Origin of the sequence: Cardiobacterium valvarum, from assembly GCF_900460955.1 — a bacterium.
Lineage (GTDB): Bacteria > Pseudomonadota > Gammaproteobacteria > Cardiobacteriales > Cardiobacteriaceae > Cardiobacterium > Cardiobacterium valvarum.
This window is the reverse complement of record NZ_UFUW01000001.1, coordinates 810284-830555: the sequence shown is the minus strand read 5'-3', so window position 1 is coordinate 830555 and position 20272 is coordinate 810284. Positions and strand designations below refer to the sequence as shown.

Here is a 20272-nt window from a genome sequence, read left to right as displayed (position 1 = left end):
TGTTCATGTCGTCATTGGATGCGATAGTCGTACCAAGCTCTTCATGGGAATTTGGTATGGGTCGCTACCCGGTGCCTGTGGCACAATCCACCGCTTCTTTTCTGTGGAGGTCTTATGTTCCGCTTGTTCCGTCCAGCTGTTGCCGTTTTATTATTGTCCGTCTCTTTTACCGCCACCGCCCTGCAAAGTTACGTCGCCGAGTATGATTTGACCATTCGCGGCGTCGGCGCCGGGCGGGTACGGCATGAGGCGTTTTTTAACGATTTGGGCTATCGCATGGAAGCAACCGGCAGCCCGTCGCTGGCCGCAAAGATGCTGGGTTATGGCCAGATTCGCGAGAAAGCAGAAGGCCGCATCGCCGGCGAACAGGTGATGCCCGCTTCCTACCGCCGCGAGATGGACGGCAAGGAAAACCAGTTTGTTTACTACAATTATGGCGATATGGCGAACGGCAAGATTCAGGCGGTCATCGGTTCGCAAAACAAGGAACTGCGCGTCAACCCGAACGAACCTGCACTCGATATGCTCGCCCTCGTGGTACAAAGCACCCTGGATGTGGAGCGTAATCGTGTCGGCGAACATAAATACACCCTGGTCAATGAAGACCGCGTGCGTAGCTATGAAGTAAAGCAGTTACCGGACGAAAAATGGAAGGACGGCAAGAGCGGCAAAACAGTCGTGGTCAAGGTGTTTGTGCAGACCAGCGGCAACCGCCAGACCAAAATTTACTTCGCCGAAAATCCCCTCCGTTTGGTAAAATTACAACAACTCAAGGATGGGGAATCCCGCTTCACCCTGAAACTGTTGAATTACAAAGCACTCTAATGTAATGAAAGTACTCCTGCTCGCACCCAAAGACTCGCCGACATATCTGAATGCACTCTATGCCGCTTTGCGTGTGCAGGTTGGTACTTGCGATCTCTATGCGCTGGATGCCAAGCAAAGCGCCAATCTGGATGATTTTTTTCGCCATTTCGTGCGCCTGCCGCATTATGACCGCATCGTTTTGATGTACGACGGCGATTATATCTATCAGCAGGGGCGCTTTCTGCGCACCTTGCCGAGTCTCGCGATGCTGCGCCCGGAGTTTGAACCACCGGAAACGCGGCGCAAGATGAAATCCAATTTTCATGCGATGCCGTGGCTGCGCTGGATTGGTAGTGATGTCAGTGTGGCGCAGGAATACAGCACACAGGGACACGATGTGTTCTGGATTCCGCAGATTTATGATCCCGAGCATTTTTACGCGCGCAGCAAAACGCGCGAGTTACCCGCCTGTCATATCTATGATGCCCGGGGCGACACTGCGCAGCAGTTGCAGAAGGCGCTCTCCGGCAAAATCGCGCTTAATGTGCTCAGCTGCAACCGCGAGGAATTGTGGAAGAACATGAGCAGCGGCACCGTCGGACGCGAAGATCTGTTCATCTTTATTCCGGAAAACGGCCATTACGACCCGACACCGATGATTTGGGCGATGGCCTGCGGCGCTGTTGCCCTGACCCCCGACCCGGGCAACGATATCCGCATGATTTACCGCTGGCGTAATCTGCACGATACGATTTTTTTCAACAAAAAAGATGCGCTCCTCCCTATCATCGAGAAAATCCTCACCAACCCGCACCGCCTTGCCAGCCTGGCACAACACGCTCTCGCCCGCGTCAAGATTTTTCAACCACAAAGCATCGGGCAGCGCGTCGGCGAATTTCTGGAAACACAGGTGCGCAATCCGGCGGACTATCCGAAGCGGCAACGTATTTTCGGCTTTGAAATCTGATGTTGTCCTCTTTTAATACCGCCCTGCGGCAAGCGGTACAACGCCCCGCCTGGCAACAAAACCTGTTTATTCCCGCGCTTGCGCTGTTGACGGCTGTGTGGATTTGGCTGGAAGGTGGACGCGTGCTGGATGTGGAATCGCTGCAAATACTGTGGCGCAGTGTGCATGGGCCCCAAACGCTGTTTGAGTGTCTGCTTGCACCATTCAAGGCGTCAAGCGACGCGGTGGTCGCCCTGATGGCACTTTTTTCCACGCTGTCCCTTTGGCTGTTCTGCCGTATCACACGCCTTATCGGTATCGGCTCGCAGACGACGTTTCTGCTTTTTCTACTGCTTAACTTTAATCCGGAATATAACGATGTCCGCTTGCAAGTAAGCGCGTTTCAGCCGGCGATGCTGCTGTGGCTTACAGGGCTGTATCTCTTCCTCGCCTATTACCGCAATTATCTGTATTGGGCTTTTCTCGCTTGGGCGCTGACCGCCTGGCTGGCGGCACTATTTGTTCCCGCCGCCGCCTTTTGGGCGGGCGGTTTCCCACTGCTGTTCCTCTTTTGGCCGGGGTGTAGTAACTGGCGGCAGCGTCTGCGTGAACGCGGCCTATTCCTCCTCGCTTATTACGCCCTGATCGTCTGCATCATCCTGATAGTTGCACCGTGGCGGGAAACAGTTACCGCTTGGTTGCCCGCTTTCTTCCAGAATCTCGATTTGAAGCGGCACGATATGTCCTTCTTCATCAACGCCAATAATCCCGTGGATCTCAATCTCTTTGAGGGCTTCCTGATCGCGCTACTGCTGGTCGCCGTCAACGCCGCCAAAATCATCGGCCCGGTCATTGTGCTGCTGATTATCCTCGCCGTGACGCGTCGCGCGATGAACACTGTGCTGGAAATGCGGGTGCGCCTTTTCTTTGCTTTCTCACTGGGTTACTTCTGGGTACTGTCGGCGTTTGCCTTCATGTATTACGACGCGCTGCCGAGTGATCTTTATTACACCCCCATCACCATGCTAACGCTGTGGCTGGTGTCCGGCGTCGTTTTCTACGCCCTGCAACGCGTCAAAAGCGGGCGTATCCCGCCGCAACGCCTGCTGATTCTTGCCTGGCTGATGGTCGCTTATGCCTTGGCCAGTATCATCACTTTCGGCCCCTCGCTGACCTACCTGCGTGAAGCGGGCGAGTGGGCGCGGCAGCAGCGTGCTGGCGGTCGTGTTTTCAGCAACAGCCTGACCGCCCTCTATTACGGCGGCGGTGCCCCTTTCCGTAATAGCGACGGTTTTGCCGAAATGGGCAATGCCGTATCGCATTACTATGACATCAGCACCGGCGACCTCTACATCCATATTCAGGGGCGGAAGAACCCGCAACAGCCGGAAGACTTCGAACTCTTCGACATCCTGCACACCTTTACCAACGAGCGCGGCGACAAGGCCTACATCCTGCGCCCGAAAGCCGAATGACCCCGGAAGAACTGGCGCGGCGGCGCGGCCTGCCCGTTGCCACCATGCACCGCCTGCTCGCCGAATACCAGTTTGCCCTGACTGATGAAATGGCCGCCGTCCTCGGCGACGATCCCGCTAATCCCATTGCCGCGCAATTCCTTCCTGATGCACGCGAATTTACAGTCGCTGAAAGTGAGCTGAGTGACCCCATTGGCGATGCACCGCATTCACCACTGCCCTCGCTGGTACACCGCTATCCGAACCGCGTCCTGTGGAAAATCTCGCCAACCTGTGCTGTGTACTGCCGCTTCTGCTTCCGCAAAGAACACATCGGACGACGCGGCACCGCCTTGCGACAAGTAGAAATCGCCGACGTCGCCGCTTACCTCACCGCCCATACAGAAGTCGAAGAAGTCATCTACAGCGGTGGCGACCCGCTCATGCTGACCACCCCAAAACTGCAACAATGCGCCGCTGCTTACCGCGACCTAGCGCATATCCGCCGCCTGCGCATCCACAGCCGCATTCCCGTTGTCCAGCCTGCTGCCATTAATGACGCATTACTGACCCACCTCAGCGACTTGCCGCAAAGCCTGCACATCGTCGTACACATCAACCACAGCACCGAGCTGACCGCCAATGCCCGTGCTGCCCTGCGAGCCCTGCGCACCAGCGGTGCCCTGCTCTACTCGCAAACCGTATTGCTCAAAGGCGTCAATGCCGATGCGGCCACCCTCTCCCGCTTGATAAACGACCTGCTGGATGTCGGCGTTGTCCCCTATTACCTGCATCACCCCGACCTCGCACGCGGCACCGGCCACTTCCGCACTGCCCTCGCCGAAGGTAAAGAAATCGTGCGTGAACTACGCCAACGCCTGTCCGGTATCGCCATGCCGGCCTATATCGTCGAAATCCCCGGCGGTGGCGGCAAAGTCCCAGTCAACGAACTCAGCGCCGAACAAGAGGCCTATCTCAACAAACTTGGCATCTGGTGATGCCAATTTCACGAGAAAAACGATTAAGATACACGGATCATTACCGGCACATTACCTATTCATAACAACGGTAGATGCCGGTACCCCCCAAACGAAAAGGAGCGCAACATGGCACAACAAGTCAATCTCGTCATCAAAGAAATCTCCGGCCGGGTCGTCGGTGAATATACGATCAACGCCGGTAGTGCACCGCTGCAAATAGAAGCAGTAAACAACGTCTATTATGAATTCATTGACACAGCCAGTGGACATGGCCCGGCGGTGGTTAGTGGCACTCGCAACGGTGATGACCTAGTAGTGAGCATAGACAACAATAACAGCCTGATAATCAAGGATTATTTCACTAATGGTCAAGGAGCGCTAGTTGGAATGCGCGGTGATGGTTCGCCCTATATCTATCCAACAATTGAGGCCATAGAACATACGTTGGCAAGCGAGATTGGCAGCGCCACAGGTGCGGCTACAACAAATAGCAGCAGCCTGTCACCCGCAGCAGTAGCGGGCATTATCGGCGGTGTGGCATTAACGGCAGGCGGCATTGCCATTGCCAAACACAATCATGACAAGCATCACCATCATGGTAACAATCCGAACCCGCAACCACAGCCCAATCCGCAACCACAGCCCAATCCGCAACCACAACCCAATCCGCAACCACAACCCAATCCGCAACCACAACCCAATCCGCAACCACAACCCAATCCGCAACCACAGCCCAATCCGCAACCCAATCCGAACCCGCAGCCCAATAACAACAAAGGCACCATTACTGTCAGCGGCGAAGCCAAAGTCGGCTCGACCCTGACCGCGAGCGTCAAGGACGCCGACGGCACCAGCAAGGCGAACATCAAATACAGCTGGTACGCCAACGGAGAAAAAGTGGGCGAAGGCGCGAACTACACCATCAAGGATGCGGATAAAGGCAAAACCCTCACCGCCAAAGCCGAATACACCGACGACAAAGGCCATGCAGAAAACATCGAAAGCAAACCGACAGCGCCGGTAGCTGACGGCACCCCGCCGCAACCGCAGAACCAGCCAGGCGAAATCAACATCAACGGCGAAGCCAAAGTCGGCTCGACCCTGACCGCAAGCGTCAAAGACGCCGACGGCACCAGCAAGGCGAACATCAAATACAGCTGGTACGCCAACGGAGAAAAAGTGGGCGAAGGCGCGAACTACACCATCAAGGACGCGGACAAAGGCAAAACCCTCACCGCCAAAGCCGAATACACCGACGACAAAGGCCATGCAGAAAACATCGAAAGCAAACCGACAGCGCCGGTAGCTGACGGCACCCCGCCGCAACCACAGAACCAGCCAGGCGAAATCAACATCAACGGCGAAGCCAAAGTCGGCTCGACCCTGACCGCGAGCGTCAAGGACGCCGACGGCACCAGCAAGGCGAACATCAAATACAGCTGGTACGCCAACGGAGAAAAAGTGGGCGAAGGCGCGAACTACACCATCAAGGATGCGGACAAAGGCAAAACCCTCACCGCCAAAGCCGAATACACCGACGACAAAGGCCACGCAGAAAACATCGAAAGCAAACCGACAGCACCAGTAGCTGATAGCACCCCGCCGCAACCACAGAACCAGCCAGGCGAAATCAACATCAACGGCGAAGCCAAAGTCGGCTCGACCCTGACCGCGAGCGTCAAGGACGCCGACGGCACCAGCAAGGCGAACATCAAATACAGCTGGTACGCCAACGGAGAAAAAGTGGGCGAAGGCGCGAACTACACCATCAAGGATGCGGACAAAGGCAAAACCCTCACCGCCAAAGCCGAATACACCGACGACAAAGGCCATGCAGAAAACATCGAAAGCAAACCGACAGCGCCGGTAGCTGACGGCACCCCGCCGCAACCGCAGAACCAGCCAGGCGAAATCAACATCAACGGCGAAGCCAAAGTCGGCTCGACCCTGACCGCGAGCGTCAAGGACGCCGACGGCACCAGCAAGGCGAACATCAAATACAGCTGGTACGCCAACGGAGAAAAAGTGGGCGAAGGCGCGAACTACACCATCAAGGACGCGGACAAAGGCAAAACCCTCACCGCCAAAGCCGAATACACCGACGACAAAGGCCATGCAGAAAACATCGAAAGCAAACCGACAGCACCGGTAGCTGATGGCACCCCGCCGCAACCACAGCCCAGCTTCCCACAACCGACTTTGACGAAAGGTGCAGGTGCCGAGCAAGGTGGTGTAACTATTACTCCGCCAGATGAGGCCACTTATCTGCGTGTGGATTATGAGAGTAACGGACATCCACAAAGTCTTACTTTGACCCGGGCCAATACTTCCAGCCCGTGGCAGGTGAAGGAAGGTACGCAGAAACCAGACGGCGTTAATTTTGATGCCAAGACTGGTGTAACCAAGATTGCTCCGGCCGCCGTGGATGACAACTCTACGCTGAGCGCTATTGCCGGCAAAGGCACTTCGTACAGTAATCGTGCTTCTGTCACTACTGATCCCGATAGCGGCACACCACAGCCGAATGAAGCAGAATTGACCCTGTCAGGCGACAACAGCGTGGTTGAAGGCGAGAAAGCCGGTTATACCCTGCGTTTGAGCAAGCCTGCGGAAAAAGATGTTACGGTTACGGTCAGCATCAAACATGGCACGACCGATGACGGCAATGTCAAAACGGAAACCCGTACTATCACTATCCCGAAGGGCTCGCAGAGTGCGACTTTTGACGTTCAGGCCCTGAACAACAACAGTTATCAGCCGAATCGTACTTTCAATGTCGGCGTGGACAGTGTTAGCGGCGCAAAAAATAAGGCCACGACAGTAGAAACGACCATCTCTGACAATGATCCGCCGCCGGCCCCATCCCTGACGGCAGGAAGTGAGCAGGGCAGTGTTGTTGTCAAGCCTTTGCAGGACGGCATCAAGAAATTGACTGTCAGTTATCGTGATGAAAACAATAATGAACAGACCCTGACTGTAACCCGTAACGATAATGGTAAATGGAGCAGTACCGATTTGCCACGTGACCACGTGACACTTGATGAGAACAGCGGCACCGTCACTCTTGGTGGCAAAGCCTTAAAAGACGGCAGCCCCGTCACGGCACACAATGATTCCGAATACGCGGAAGGATCGAGCGCTACCCTGAATGCGGGTTATGACAACGGGCAGCCGCCGGCAAACCAGCAAGGTACTGTGGCCATTGCGGGTGATGCCAAAGTCGGTTCTACCCTTACCGCTACTGTAACTGACGGTGATGGTGTGCCGGATAACGGTGTGCAATATCAATGGCTGCGTGACGGCAAGCCTATTGACAAGGCGACGGGCAAGACTTACACCCTGAGCAAAGACGATGCCGGTCACAAAATCAGCGTGCAGGCGACCTACAAAGACAACGCCAACCATGATGAAAACCCGATCAGTCCCGCCCGGGATATTGCCAATCCTCCAGGCAGTGGAAACCATGCCGGCAGTGTCGCCATCAAAGGGGAAGCCAAAGTGGGCAACACCCTGACAGCGGAAGTCAGTGACCGCGATGGCGTACCAGAAAATGGCGTGACCTATCAGTGGTTTGGTAATGACAAACCGATTAATGGTGCGAATGGGCAAACCTTCCAGCTTACGGCAGCGCAACAAGGCATGCAGATGCGGGTGGAAGCAGCTTATACAGACAAGGCCGGACACAAAGAAAAACCCATCAGTGACCTTTCGCCTGCTGTTGTTCCGGAAAACAGCAGCAACCACAGCAATCTCTTCCCGCCACCTGCCGCAAATGCGCCGCGCGTGTCACTAAGCGGAGTCAGCAGCGTAACCGAAGGGCAGCAGGCGAAATACAAGCTTACGCTGGACAAACCCGCAGATGAAGACGTGAGCGTGGACGTCCGTATAGTGCATGGCACAACCGACGCCAGCGATGCCAAAGTGACCTATGGTTTGAAGCGGGTAGTCATTCCGAAAGGACAGACCAGTCGGGAATTCACTGTGGATACCGTGGCTGACGGCAAAGCGGAAGGTAATGAAAAATATACTCTGGAAATCCACAATGCCGTCGTTGGGAATATCCAGCCGCGCGACGTGCCACCGTTCAGCGGCAGCGTGACGGCACAATCGCAGATTATCCCTGCCTACAAATATCCGACCGGAGCCTGGGAAAAAGATACCTATTGGGACACCGTGCACAAACTGGGCGGCGGCAAAATCCCCTACACCATCATCAATCCGGCAAGCGGCGCAGGCGAAAAAACTGATCCCAATTACAGCAAACTCGTTGATGACAACATCGCGGCAGGCATCAAAAATATCGGCTATATCCGCACCATCTACCAGAGCAGGCCGATTGAAGAAGTCAAAGCCGAAGTGGACAAATACCTTAAATATTACGGTAAAGACAAAATCCACGGATTTTTCTTTGATGAAATCGACTCGCAAAGTAACGGTTCGACCGCATATATGGCGGAACTCTACCGCTACGTGAAAAGCAAAGCCGGCAACAAAACCGTCATTGCCAACCCGGGGACACACATCACTGATGACATCGCCCCCTATGCCGACATCTTCGTCACTACCGAAGTTGGCGCGAACCAATACATCAACGGCTACGAAAAACCAAAATCCGCCTTTGAAAACGATCCGAAAAACGCATCGCGCATCTATCACATGATTCATGACGTGCCGCCGGAGCAGTATGACCAGGTGCTGAAACTGGCGCGTGAACGTAACGCTGGCTGGGTTTACATTACCAGTGACAAGCAGGAAAACCCGCTGCCGCCGTCAGAGCATGAAAAGCATCCGGAGCAGGATGGTAACCCGTACAACGTGCTGCCGCAAAACATGGAATCGCTGACCGAACGCATCAATAACCTGGGCAAAATGCCGGATTCCCCAACCAAACATGCCGAAGGTAAAATCGTCAGCGCCAACATCGGCAATAGCAGCGTGACCACGGAAATCATTGATGCCGACTCGGCAAGCGGCAACCTGCATGCACCAAAACAGACTCCCATCCAGCGTGATGATGCGACCGATGCCCAAAGCGCGCACCACGACCAGAGTGGGGCAGAGCAGCACAGTGGTAGCGCAGGGCACAATCTGCTGCTTGGTGAAGAACTGCATCATGCTAACCTCAGCGGCCTGCTCAACCTTGAAAGCGAAGCCATGCTGAACTACCTCGGTGAACACAGCAGCAGCTTGCTGTCGCAAGCCCGGGCACACAGCGGCGCGCACGGCATACAGGGTAGCGACGCAGCGGAAACTTTCATCACTGCGCATGGCAATCACCTGTTGAGCGGTGGAAAAGGTGCCGATACCTTCGCCTTCCTGCTTGATGGCCGCAGCAGCGGTGACCGCATCACTGATTTCAACATCGCCGAAGGTGACCGCCTTGTCTTTGCCGGCGAACACATGAAAGGTGCGCGAGTATCCGTTTCGCATGAGCGCGGCGGCACACAAGTAAACGTTACTGACAGCGCGGGTAATAGCCACAGCGTGGATATCACCTCAAAAGGCGGTAAGCCACTCAGTGACAAAGACATCCTGAGCCATGTCGAACTCCGTGGCCCGCAGGAATATCACGAGAGCGCTTACCACGGAAACGTGAACCAGCACCTGCCGGAAGAGGGGCACCATAGCGGCATCGTCATCTAAGCAATAGCGCACACCGACTGACCGCCTGCCATCACACCGGCAGGCGTTTTTTTTGGCAGCATCATTCGCGCACGAGACACCCACAATCCCGCCGCTTGGCGGGCCCAGCATCGATGCCGCTTGACAGGCCCGGTATTGACGCCGATTGGCGGACCCAGCATTGACGCCGCCTAGCGGGCCCGGTATTGACGCCGCCTGGCGGGCCCGGTATTGACGCCGCTTAGCGGTTCCTGTGTTCAGGCCGGCGGGGCGTCGCCACCCGCCTCCAGCTTTTGTAGTACCGCCATGCCGAAGTATTCGCGCGCTTTTTCTTTGTTTTCTTTGCCGCTGTATCCGTTGTGGTAGATGGCTGGCAGGAAGAGGGGCGTTATTTTGCCGTTTTTTTCTTCGCGCGCGGATGGTGGGCGTCGTAGTCTTTTATGAGGAACTGTTCATCAAGATGGGTGTAGATTTGCGTGGTGGCGAGGTTTTTGTGTCCAAGCAGTTCTTGCACGCTGCGGATGTCGCCAGAGGATTGCAGGATATGGGTGGCGAAGGTGTGGCGCAGGGTATGCGGATGGATGTTGAGGTGGATTTTGTCGTAGGCGTAGGCTTTGAGGCGCAAGGCAATGCCGCGTTCGCTGATGCGGGTGCCGTTTTTGTTGAGAAAGAGCGCGGTTTCTTCCGGCTTTTTTTGCAGGCTTCCGCGCACTGCGCGCCAGCGCGCCAGCGCCTCCCGCGCTTTGCTGCCGATGAAGACGAGGCGTTCGACACCGCCTTTGCCGCGCACGATGGTGTGGCCGTTTGTTTCGGGCAGGTCTGCGTTCAGCGCGGCGAGTTCGGCGAGGCGCAGTCCGGCCGAGTAGAAGAGTTCGAGGATGGCGTGGTCACGCAGTTTGAGCGGGTCGCTGTCTTCCGGCGGCGTAAGCAGGGCGGTAATTTGTTCGGGGGTGAGGACTTCCGGTAATGGACGTTTGCTTTTGCGCGGCAGTTTGAGGTGGGCGCTGGGATCAGCGGCGAGGCCGCGCTGGCGGTGCAGCCAGCCGTAGTAGCCGCGCAGGGCGGCGCGGTGCTGGTTCAGGGTGGCAGCGCTGTATTTGCGCTCTTTGGTGAGGACGAGGAGGTAGTCTTTCAGGGTTTGCACGTCCAGCGCGCGCAGGTTTTCTTCCGGGAAGGCGGCGGCGAATTGGGCAAGCAGGCGGCGGTAGGTGGCGATAGTCTGCGCGGCGGCGGCGCGTTCGTAGCGCAGGTAGGCGAGGTAGTCGTCAAGATCGCTCATGCGAGTTCGCCGTGGTAGACGGTGGCGGCGGGGCCGCTCATGATGAGTTGGGCGTTATCATCCGGCCAGGTGATGCGCAGTTCGCCGCGCGTGAGGCGGACGGTCACGTCGCAATCCAGCAGGCCGCGCTTGATACCAACGGCGACAGCCGCGCAGGCACCGGTGCCGCAAGCTTGGGTTTCGCCCGCACCGCGTTCGTACACGCGCAGGCGGATGTGGCGGCGGTCGTCGATTTGCATGAAGCCGACGTTGACAGCGGCGGGGAAGAGGGGATGGGTTTGCAGCGCGGCGCCGACGGCAGCAACGGGCGCGGTCGTAACGTCGTCCACAACGCAAACAGCATGCGGGTTGCCCATGCTGACGATGCCGAGTTGCAGGTTCACTCCTGCGACGTTGACGGGCTGATAGAGGCAATCGCTCTGCGCGGCGGTGAACGGGGTGAAATCCGGCACGCCCATGTCAACGCGGTAGTTGTCGCCACCGTCGCGGGCGATGGTGATGCTGCCGCGCTTGACGGCGACGCGGACAGGGCGGTCAAGCGGGTGCAAGCCGTGGTCGTGCAGGTATTTGCCGAAGCAGCGCGCGCCGTTGCCGCAGTGTTCGACTTCGCCGCCGTCGGCGTTGTAGATGCGGTAGGCGAAGTCATGCGCGGCATCGGGCGCGGCTTCGATGATCAGCAGTTGGTCGAAGCCGATGCCGCTATGGCGGTCAGCCAGCGCGAGGATTTTTTCGCGCGGCCAGTCGAAGGTCTCGTGCAGGGCGTTGAGGACGATGAAGTCGTTACCGAGGCCGTGCATTTTGCTGAAAGTGCGGATACTCATCGGTTTGATACCAGGCGCAAGAGGGCGAGTATCAGGATGGCGCCGAGGACGGAGGCGATGAATCCTGCCGGTTGGCCGAGGCGGTACAAGCCGAGTTCGCGTCCAATCAACCCGGCAGCAACGGCGCCGGCGATGCCGAGACCTGTCGTCAATACGCAGCCGAGGTTGTCACGCCCCGGCATCAGCGCGCGGGCAATCAGGCCGATGATGAAGCCGATGGCAATCATGTACAGCAGGTTCTGGTTGAGATGGATAGTCATGTGTTGTTGCTCCTGTGATACAAATTAGTGGGTCGCACTATAGCCACAAGCTGCCGCCCTTTCCAAACCTGACTGCTGCCCGCATCCGCTGTCTGCCCGCGCCAATAGCCAGCACCAAGGGCACGCTATACAATGTTGCCGTCTGTCCATAGTAAGGAAAAATCATGCAAAACGACCTGTTGCTCCGCGTCCTCAGAGGCGAACCTGTCCCCCGCACCCCCGTCTGGATGATGCGCCAGGCCGGGCGTTACCTGCCCGAATACCGCGCCATGCGCGAGCAGGCCGGTGATTTCATGACGATGTGCCAGACACCGGAACTCGCCTGTGAAGTGACACTGCAACCGCTGGAACGCTTCCGCCTCGACGCCGCCATTCTTTTTTCCGACATTCTCACCATTCCTGATGCGATGGGGCTCGGCCTGAATTTCATCCCCGGCGAGGGGCCGACTTTCAACCACCCCATCGAAAGTGCTGCTGACGTGGCCGCGCTCGGCATTCCCGACATGGAACGAGAACTCCGCTACGTCATGGATGCCGTGCGCCTCATCCGCCGCGAGCTGGACGGGCGTGTGCCGCTCATCGGTTTCAGCGGCAGCCCGTGGACACTCGCCACCTACATGATTGAAGGCGGATCCAGCCGTGATTTCGCCCGCGCCAAAGCGATGCTCTACCGCGAACCGCGCACCCTGCACCAGTTGCTCGACAAACTCGCCACCGCCGTCACCGCTTATCTGACCGCGCAAATTGAAGCGGGCGCACAGGCGGTCATGCTATTCGACACCTGGGGCGGCGTTCTCGCCTGGCCGGCGTATCGCGACTACTCACTGGCCTACATGCAGCGCATCATCACCGCCATCGGCGACAGAGCCCCGCTCATCCTCTTCACCAAAGGCGGTGGGCAATGGCTGCCGATGATGAAAGACAGCGGCGCGGCAGTCATCGGCCTGGATTGGACGGCATCATTAGGTACTGCCCGCACCATCCTTGGCGATAACATCGCGCTGCAAGGCAACCTTGATCCCGCCATCCTGCGCGCCGAGCCCGCCGTTATCGAAAACGAAGTGCGCCGCGTGCTCGCCGACTACGGCTACGGCCACCGCCACATCTTCAACCTCGGCCACGGCATCACCCCGGACATCCCACCGGAACATGCAGCGGCGATGATTGAAGCGGTGCATAAATACAGTCCGCCGTATCACAAATAAGGATTGTGCATGATTACCTACATCGACCCCGAAAAGCGTTACAGCGATGCGACTATCCATAACGGCATCATTTATCTCGGTGGCCAGGTACCCGAAGACGCGAAAGCTGACGCTGCCGCGCAAACCCGCAGCGTACTTGCGCAAATTGACGCCCTGCTGGCCCGCACAAGCTCCGACAAAGCGCATATCCTGGAAGCGACCATCTACCTCGCCGATTTCACTGACTACGACACCATGAACCGCGAATGGGATGCCTGGACTGCCCCCGGTCGTGCCCCGGCACGCGTCTGCGTGCAGGCCAAGCTTGCCGACCCGCGCTGGAAGGTGGAAATCCGTCTGACGGCGGCAGTAAAAACAGCCAACTGATCAAGGGGAGAAATGATGGACTTTCACCAAGGTGGGTATAACGCCCACCATTTTTTTGCGTAGCGCCAAGCGGGACAAAACACTGGCCCTGCCAAGCGAGATAAACACTGAACCCCGCCAAGTGGGATAAAACACAGCGCCAGAACAATCTGCCGCTTCATCGTCATTTCCGCTCAAAATTACCTTTGGCGACCTTTTCCAAAAAATCATAAATATGCACACAAGGTACACTTAAATGCTGCGCCGCATTGGGAATCTTGATAGCCTTTTTAATGTAGGGTTCCAGCACCTCATGCGTAACAACTGTCATTCCCTGCTTGGCGGCATAAACAACCAGCCAAGCATCAGCCCTGTCTTTATTGGCAAATACTCGTTTGGCATTATTATAAAATTGCGGATTGCTATAAGCCCATTGCATCAAATGACCATATTCAGCTCCGGCAATTTTCTCATCATGAAAGAAGTCATCTGGTAGCTTATTTTTCACCCAATCGCTCAAATCATCATTTCTTTGAGTCAATTCTCTTTTAACCGTTTTAATACTGCATATAACATCATTTTGGTACAAGTCTTGCAACAAATCCCAAAAACCACTGCAAAAAGAAAATCTGTATTCTCGATTAGCCGATTGAATAAAAATATTGCTATCCAATACATATTTGGGCATCAGTGACTCCCTTCGCGGTACAATGACAATACCGTAGCAGGCTGAATATTGAGCAAATGCCCGGCATCACGTAGCAGCAACTGATTATTCATAGCTGCACAGACAACGGCATCAGTAAGTCTTTTGCTGTTACGGACGGGCAGCACACGATAAAAATTACCTCCTCCGCCACTATTTTCCCGTTTGTCACGTAGCTCCGCCTCACGCAATTCAAGCCATCCGGACGGAGACATCAAGCCCAATTGTACTGCCTTAATTGCAATTACCTGTTTACTAACGCAGAAATAACTTGCCAACTTGTCCAAGCGATCTGCTTCGTCATTTTTTCCCCATTCATGCTGCAACATCTCACCAGGCACCAAAAATTCGGCCGCAACCCGATTACAAAATCGTTCTGCCTGCTGTTCTTCTTTTGGGGAAGGATTGGAAATTGCACTCTCACCTATCCAAATATGGGTAGCTTCATGCAGCAAGGTAAACAATTGCGCAGATTTAGCATCCGCATTATTGACAAAAATAACTGGGACTTGCTTATCGGCAATAGCAAAGCCGCGAAATTCGTGTACATCTAATGGACGATTGTTATTGTTTTTAACAACCCCATTATTAAAAATCAAAATGCCAACAGACTCTAGTTGCTTGTATAAATGAGAAAAATAGCTACCATTGCCGCCTTTATTACGCCATTCCGCAGCATTTGACACTTTAAGTGTGGAACGCATATCAGCAATAACGGCCTCAACAGAAGGATTATCTTGCAGAGGAAATTTACCGACAAAAGGTAGATATTCTGGTAATGCGCCGATATTTGCCAAATATTCTCTGTACCAATCCACCTTTGTCTGTATATCGGCCAGCGTATCAAAAAAATTGCGGCTCAAGGGAACAGCATCTTGTGTCGTACGGAAATCAGGCAAGGCAGGTGACTGTAGCTGCGGCGGCTTGTCCAAGAATAGAAATCCGAAAGGAATATCTGCCATTTTTGCCAATTTTTCTGCTTGGGTTGGGGTAATAAAACCCTGCAGAAAACGTGCACGTTCCTTTTCGGTTCTGCTCAATTCCTGCGCCAACATATCTACATTCTTTTTTGGAACTTGTTGGGCGGCAATCCAATCCAGTATGGCTCGGGAAATCTGAAATTCGATACTCATAATAATGCATTAGTTACGAAGCCAAGCTGATTACCAACTATATTGGCATTGTAAAACGAAGGCAGCTAAACACAAAATAGTAGAGTGCTTCGCGAAATATACAAAAACATCCCTATAAAATTACTTTTTTCAAAAGGTTATAAATAATTAACTGTACATGTTTTATGGGTATGGGGATACGACTGCATTTCCTCGCTTGGCAAGGCCCTGCTTTTTTTGTCTCGCTTGGCAGTTTTTCTCAAAGTAGAAACTGCCATGCGGAATAAATGCTGGATTTCGTAGAGACGTTACCTGCAAAGGTTTCCATCCCAACCATCCCTTTTCCACACCTCATCAAGCGGCGTCAACACCGGGCCCAGCCGCTGGACGGTATGGCTTGGGGAAAACCGCCTCACTCAATGCCGATAAGTTTTTTCCCTTCGGGATAGTGGATGTCGTAGCCGTTTTCCACGCGCAGGCTATCGCCGTGCGCGAGATTTTTTTCCCAGAGGACGATGCCTTTGACGTTATCGACGTTTTCGGCATCCGGTTTGGGGGAGAATTTGGCTTCGACGCTGACATCGGGCTGGGTCGAAAGCGGCAGGCGAGCGTAGAGGCGGACGTTATGCGCGGTTTTGCCGTGATTGGTCAGGGTAACGGTCTGGCGGCGTTCGAGGCGGTCGCGCAGGATGAGGCCATTGCCGACGTGGCCGGGCGGCACGCTGTAAGCGACGTTGATATGCGGGTCTTCGCCAAAGCTCATGATTTGCCGGCTGTTGGCGCTCATGGTGCGATCGAGACGCTGATTGCCGATGCGGTTACCATCGCGGAAGAAGCTGGCGTTGCCGGGGTAGAAGCCATGCCCGTCCGGCTGCTGCCATTCGGCGACGAGCAGGGCCTTGCTCGTGACCCAGGCGTAAGCGGCGCTGTAGAGTTTGGCGTGGCTGCGGTTTTGCCAGTAGGTGAGCTGGTAGCGGTCACGTGAGCTGGCCAGGCTGTGTTTGCCAGGGATTTTGACGGCGAAATCAACGCCGGAGATGGAGACGTCATCCGTCGCTGCCTTGTCGTTTGTGCCGGTCTTGGCCGCTTTAGCAGGCAGGCCGCCCTTGTTGAGCAGGGCGGTGTTGGTGGAGAAGGGAGCGTTGTCGCCAATGATAGAGGTCACGGTGCGGTCGGCGATAGCGACGGTGGTGCTTTGCAGGGCGGGCTGTTCGCGGTAATCGGGCGGGGCGAAGGAGAGGGCGATGTCGCTGTTCTGCCAGTCCAGACCGCTTTGTTGCACGACTTGCGCGTAGGCGCGGATGTCGAGGGTGCCGCTGTCGCTGTTCAGGCTGAATTCGCTGTAGGGCTGCCAGTAGGCTTTTTTGGTGTGCTCACGCAGGGTCAGGGTGACTTCGCCGCTACGATCGCTGTAAATGTCGAAGATGCCCGCATACTGGCGGCTGTCGCGGCCCTTGTTCTGCCAGGCGAGTTGTTCCTGCAATTTTTTCAGTTCGTCCTGCTGTTCGCGCTCAGTGCTCAGCAGTTTCTCGCGCACGCGCGCCAAGGCGTCCAGCTGACGCTGGACGTTATCAACGGTGCTGTTCTGGTTTTGCAGTCGCTGGATGAGGGCGCGGCTCATGTCGCGGTTGTCTTCGATGGTCTGGCGGGTGATGGTCAGCGCCTGTTCGGCAGCATCGGCCTGTTTCAGCAGCGGGTCGCTGGTATCCGGTGCCGGCAGTGGGCGCATACCCTGCCCGGTGAGGCGGGCGCCTTCGATGCTGAGGGAGACGTCGGCGATGTTGTCACCGAGCAGCGGCGAGACGATCAGGCGGTGCGCGCCGTGTTTGACGGTCACCCGCGCTTCGCGGACAAGTTCGGCTTCATTGCTGTACAAACGCGCGGTGACGACAGGCGCGTCCAATTCGTAATCTTCAGTGTGCGCAACGCTTATCGCAGCAGCCGCCAGCCAAGCGGCTATCCATAGGCGCATTAGGGGTTCTCCTTTGTAAAACGCGCGCCATGATAGCAGAGAAGGTTTCTATTTTTTCATTTTCCAGCAATATTTCGATACCCAACAACGCAGCCGGGGCACTGCCCCGGCTACGATTCTTAAAAGAACAGGGGTTCAAATGCCGTTGATAAATGCGCTCACCTGCGCCATGAGGATGCGCCACAATTCCTGCTGCGCGCCGACGCTGGCCCAGGCGTTGTGCGGGGTGTAGATGACGCGCGGGTGCTGGCGCAGGCTGAGCAGCGGTTCGTCGGCAGGCGGCGGTTCTTCGGCGAAGACGTCGCTGGCATAGCCGAGGATTTTGCCGTTGTTCAAGGCTTCGACCACGGCGGCGGCATCGGCGACGGGGCCGCGCGCCATGTTGAGGATAAGCGGGGTGCGCTCGCACAGCGCCAGTGTTTCAGCGTTGATGAGGTGATGGGAGGCGTCGTTGAACGGGCAATGCAGGGTGATGATGTCGGATGTGGTAAACACTTCGTCAAACGGCGTGTATTCGGGCGAACGCGGCGCGGCGTGGCGGCGTTCCGCCCAGAGGACGTGCATACCGAAGACGCGCGCAATCTCGGTGACGCGTTTGCCGATATTGCCGACACCGACGATGCCGAGCGTTTTGCCGCGCAGGTCGAGGATGGGCAGTTCGTTCAGGCAGAAACGGCCATCGCGCTGCCAGTCGCCGCTGATCACCGCCTGATGGTAAGGCAGAAGGCCGCGCATCGCCGCCAGCATCATGGCGAAGGTGTGCTCCGGCACGGTAGTGGTCGAGTAACCGGCAACGTTGTAGAGCTTGACGCCGTGTTCCTCGCAGGCGGCGGCATCGACGTTATTAACCCCGGTCGCGGTAATCTGGATGAGGCGCAGCTCAGGAAGCTGGGCGAGGATCTCGCGCGTCATCAACACCTTGTTGGTGATGGCAATTTGCGCACCTTGCAGGCGGGCGACGACGGTCGCGGTGTCGTTTGCCGTGGCATCGAACACTTGCCAGTCCGTCACACCGGCGGGGGCAGGCAGATCGATGGTCGGCGAAAAGGTGTTGCGGTCAAGGAATACGGCTTTCATGGTGGCTCCTGTCTGGTTCGGGGATGGGGGTACACTTTCCGCAGCACTATGCGCAAAAACGTGATTACTGCTGAGGAAACCTGTGAACGCGTGAGTATCTTAACGCCTGCGCCGCCGCGACGAAACGCCGCTGCCGCTTCCCCGCTATAATTTGCCGCATGAACGCCCACCGCACCCTTATCATCTCCGTCTTCATCGTCGCCAGTTGCGGCCTCGCCTACGAACTCATCATGGCGGCGCTCGCCAGTTACCTCCTCGGCGACAGCATCCTGCAATTCTCCAGCATCATCGGTCTGTACCTCTTCGCGATGGGCATCGGCGCGCACCTCACCCGCTACATCAAAGACGAAGACGCGCTCGCCCGCTTCATCGAAATCGAGCTGCTGGTCGGCATCGTCGGCGGCCTTTCCGCGCTCGCCCTCTTTGTCGCCTTCGGCCTTGCCGCCGCGCCCTTCCGCAGCCTGCTTTACGCCTTTGTGCTGATTACCGGCATCATCGTCGGCATGGAAATTCCGCTGGTGATGCGCGTGTTGCACCGCGAGCAGGCCACCTTTGCCGACCTCGTCGCGCGCGTGCTCACCTTCGACTACCTCGGCGCGCTCGCTGTTTCCCTGCTCTTCCCGCTCGTCCTCGCGCCGCGCCTCGGCATGGCGCGCTCGGCGCTGCTCTTTGGCCTCCTGAATGCTGCCGTCGCCCTGCTCACCGCGCGCATCTTCCGCGCGCAACTGCCGCATTACCCCGCCCTGCGCCGCCGCGCCCTGCTCGTCCTCGCCGCGCTTACCGCCGCCTTTGTCTATGCCGACCGTATCACCTTCCACGCCGAGCAGAGCTACTTCGGCGACCCCATCGTGTACGAGCGGCATACGCCCTACCAGCGCCTCGTCATCACCCGCTGGAAGGACGACACCCGCCTTTATCTCAATGGCAACCTGCAATTCTCCTCGCGGGACGAAGCGCGTTACCACGAAGCGCTGGTTCTGCCCGCGATGCAGATGGCGGCGCGCGCCGAACGCGTCCTCATCCTCGGCGGCGGTGATGGCCTTGCCGCGCGCGAAGTGCTGAAATACCCGCAAGTGCAAAGCCTGACCCTGGTTGATCTCGATGCCGAGATGACGCAAACCTTTGCCACCTCGGCGACACTGACCGCGCTGAACGGCGGCGCACTCACGCATCCGAAAACGCGCGTCATCAACGCCGATGCCGCACAATGGCTGGAAGAAAGCAGCGAGCGGTTTGATGTCATCCTCATCGACCTGCCCGATCCGTCCAACTTCTCGCTGGGCAAACTCTATTCCGTGCCGATGTACCGCCAGGTGGCGCGGCACCTCACAGACGGCGGCCTCATCGTCGTGCAGTCCACCTCGCCCTATTTCGCACCAAACGCCTACTGGTCGGTGGTTGCCACCCTGGAAGCGGCGGGACTGCATACCGCGCCGTACCACGTCTATGTGCCGTCCTTCGGCGAATGGGGTTTTGTCCTCGCGGGCAAAGGGGCGGCCTTCCCCGTGCCGGAACGCTTCGACGTGCCGACGCGTTACCTCACCGCGGCCACAGCAGCGGAAATGTTCCGCTTCCCGCCAGATATGGCGCGCCGCGATGTTGAGCCGAACTACCTCAACACGCAAATCCTCGTCCACTACTTCGAAGAAGACTGGCGCGATGTGCAACGCTGAAGCACACCACACC

At 56.7% G+C, this 20272-nt stretch carries 15 protein-coding genes; 8 read left to right on the top strand and 7 right to left on the bottom strand.

The genetic code is table 11. The annotated features are described in order from the left end of the window. The first annotated feature begins 114 nt into the window (after window positions 1-114). The 5 genes from DY250_RS03995 to DY250_RS03970 all read left to right on the top strand — a co-directional run bounded on the left by DY250_RS03995 (window position 115) and on the right by DY250_RS03970 (window position 9830). Complete coding sequence (locus tag DY250_RS03995) at window positions 115-825, top strand: hypothetical protein (protein WP_115611021.1); 711 nt, start codon at window positions 115-117, stop codon at window positions 823-825. A 4-nt stretch (window positions 826-829) separates the two neighbouring features. Beyond that, a complete protein-coding gene (locus DY250_RS03990) occupies window positions 830-1774 on the top strand; it encodes a glycosyltransferase (protein ID WP_115611020.1) in 945 nt (314 codons plus the stop codon). Continuing rightward, the gene (locus DY250_RS03985; RefSeq protein ID WP_115611018.1) at window positions 1774-3228 is read left to right on the top strand and encodes a hypothetical protein; all 1455 of its coding nucleotides are present in this window, start codon (window positions 1774-1776) and stop codon (window positions 3226-3228) included. Before DY250_RS03990 ends, DY250_RS03985 begins: the two co-directional genes overlap by 1 nt. Next, window positions 3225-4205, top strand: coding sequence for a KamA family radical SAM protein (locus DY250_RS03980; protein ID WP_115611017.1), 981 nt, complete (start codon window positions 3225-3227; stop codon window positions 4203-4205). Before DY250_RS03985 ends, DY250_RS03980 begins: the two co-directional genes overlap by 4 nt. A gap of 108 nt (window positions 4206-4313) precedes the next feature. Next, window positions 4314-9830, top strand: coding sequence for a spherulation-specific family 4 protein (locus DY250_RS03970; RefSeq protein ID WP_172542189.1), 5517 nt, complete (start codon window positions 4314-4316; stop codon window positions 9828-9830). 367 nt (window positions 9831-10197) lie between these two features. Here DY250_RS03970 and DY250_RS03965 read toward each other — a convergent pair whose 3' ends face one another. From DY250_RS03965 to DY250_RS03955, 3 genes are read right to left on the bottom strand one after another with little or no spacing between them, the layout of a single operon-like run. Beyond that, on the bottom strand, window positions 10198-11088 hold the full coding sequence (locus DY250_RS03965) for a tyrosine recombinase XerC (RefSeq protein WP_115611013.1): 891 nt from the start codon (window positions 11086-11088) through the stop codon (window positions 10198-10200). After that, window positions 11085-11909, bottom strand: coding sequence for a diaminopimelate epimerase (gene dapF, locus DY250_RS03960; protein WP_115611012.1), 825 nt, complete (start codon window positions 11907-11909; stop codon window positions 11085-11087). Before dapF ends, DY250_RS03965 begins: the two co-directional genes overlap by 4 nt. Then, window positions 11906-12169 (bottom strand): GlsB/YeaQ/YmgE family stress response membrane protein, encoded by a 264-nt coding sequence (locus DY250_RS03955; protein WP_006985631.1) that lies wholly within the window; start codon window positions 12167-12169, stop codon window positions 11906-11908. The genes dapF and DY250_RS03955 overlap by 4 nt, the downstream gene beginning before the upstream one ends. Window positions 12170-12333: 164 nt before the next feature. Between DY250_RS03955 and hemE the strand changes: the two genes are divergently transcribed. Together hemE and DY250_RS03945 are read left to right on the top strand one after the other, a co-directional pair. Then, window positions 12334-13374 (top strand): uroporphyrinogen decarboxylase, encoded by a 1041-nt coding sequence (gene hemE, locus DY250_RS03950; RefSeq protein ID WP_115611010.1) that lies wholly within the window; start codon window positions 12334-12336, stop codon window positions 13372-13374. A gap of 9 nt (window positions 13375-13383) precedes the next feature. Next, window positions 13384-13740 (top strand): RidA family protein, encoded by a 357-nt coding sequence (locus DY250_RS03945; RefSeq protein WP_115611009.1) that lies wholly within the window; start codon window positions 13384-13386, stop codon window positions 13738-13740. Window positions 13741-13903: 163 nt separating this feature from the next. Here the strand turns inward: DY250_RS03945 and DY250_RS03940 are convergent, their stop codons facing one another. The 4 genes from DY250_RS03940 to DY250_RS03925 all read right to left on the bottom strand — a co-directional run bounded on the left by DY250_RS03940 (window position 13904) and on the right by DY250_RS03925 (window position 18586). Beyond that, the gene (locus DY250_RS03940; RefSeq protein ID WP_115611007.1) at window positions 13904-14407 is read right to left on the bottom strand and encodes a DUF4411 family protein; all 504 of its coding nucleotides are present in this window, start codon (window positions 14405-14407) and stop codon (window positions 13904-13906) included. Continuing rightward, window positions 14407-15558 carry an ImmA/IrrE family metallo-endopeptidase gene (locus tag DY250_RS03935; RefSeq protein WP_115611005.1) on the bottom strand — a complete coding sequence of 384 codons (1152 nt, stop codon included), beginning with the start codon at window positions 15556-15558 and terminating at the stop codon, window positions 14407-14409. The genes DY250_RS03940 and DY250_RS03935 overlap by 1 nt, the downstream gene beginning before the upstream one ends. A gap of 391 nt (window positions 15559-15949) precedes the next feature. Further along, window positions 15950-17509, bottom strand: a complete 1560-nt coding sequence (locus tag DY250_RS03930) for a DUF4139 domain-containing protein (RefSeq protein ID WP_115611004.1) — start codon at window positions 17507-17509, stop codon at window positions 15950-15952. A gap of 135 nt (window positions 17510-17644) precedes the next feature. Beyond that, window positions 17645-18586, bottom strand: a complete 942-nt coding sequence (locus tag DY250_RS03925) for a D-2-hydroxyacid dehydrogenase (protein WP_115611002.1) — start codon at window positions 18584-18586, stop codon at window positions 17645-17647. Window positions 18587-18744: 158 nt separating this feature from the next. Here DY250_RS03925 and DY250_RS03920 point away from each other — a divergent pair, with 158 nt between their 5' ends. Then, entirely contained in the window at window positions 18745-20259 is a 1515-nt protein-coding gene (locus DY250_RS03920; RefSeq protein ID WP_115611001.1) for a polyamine aminopropyltransferase, read from the top strand. The last annotated feature ends 13 nt before the right edge of the window (window positions 20260-20272 follow it).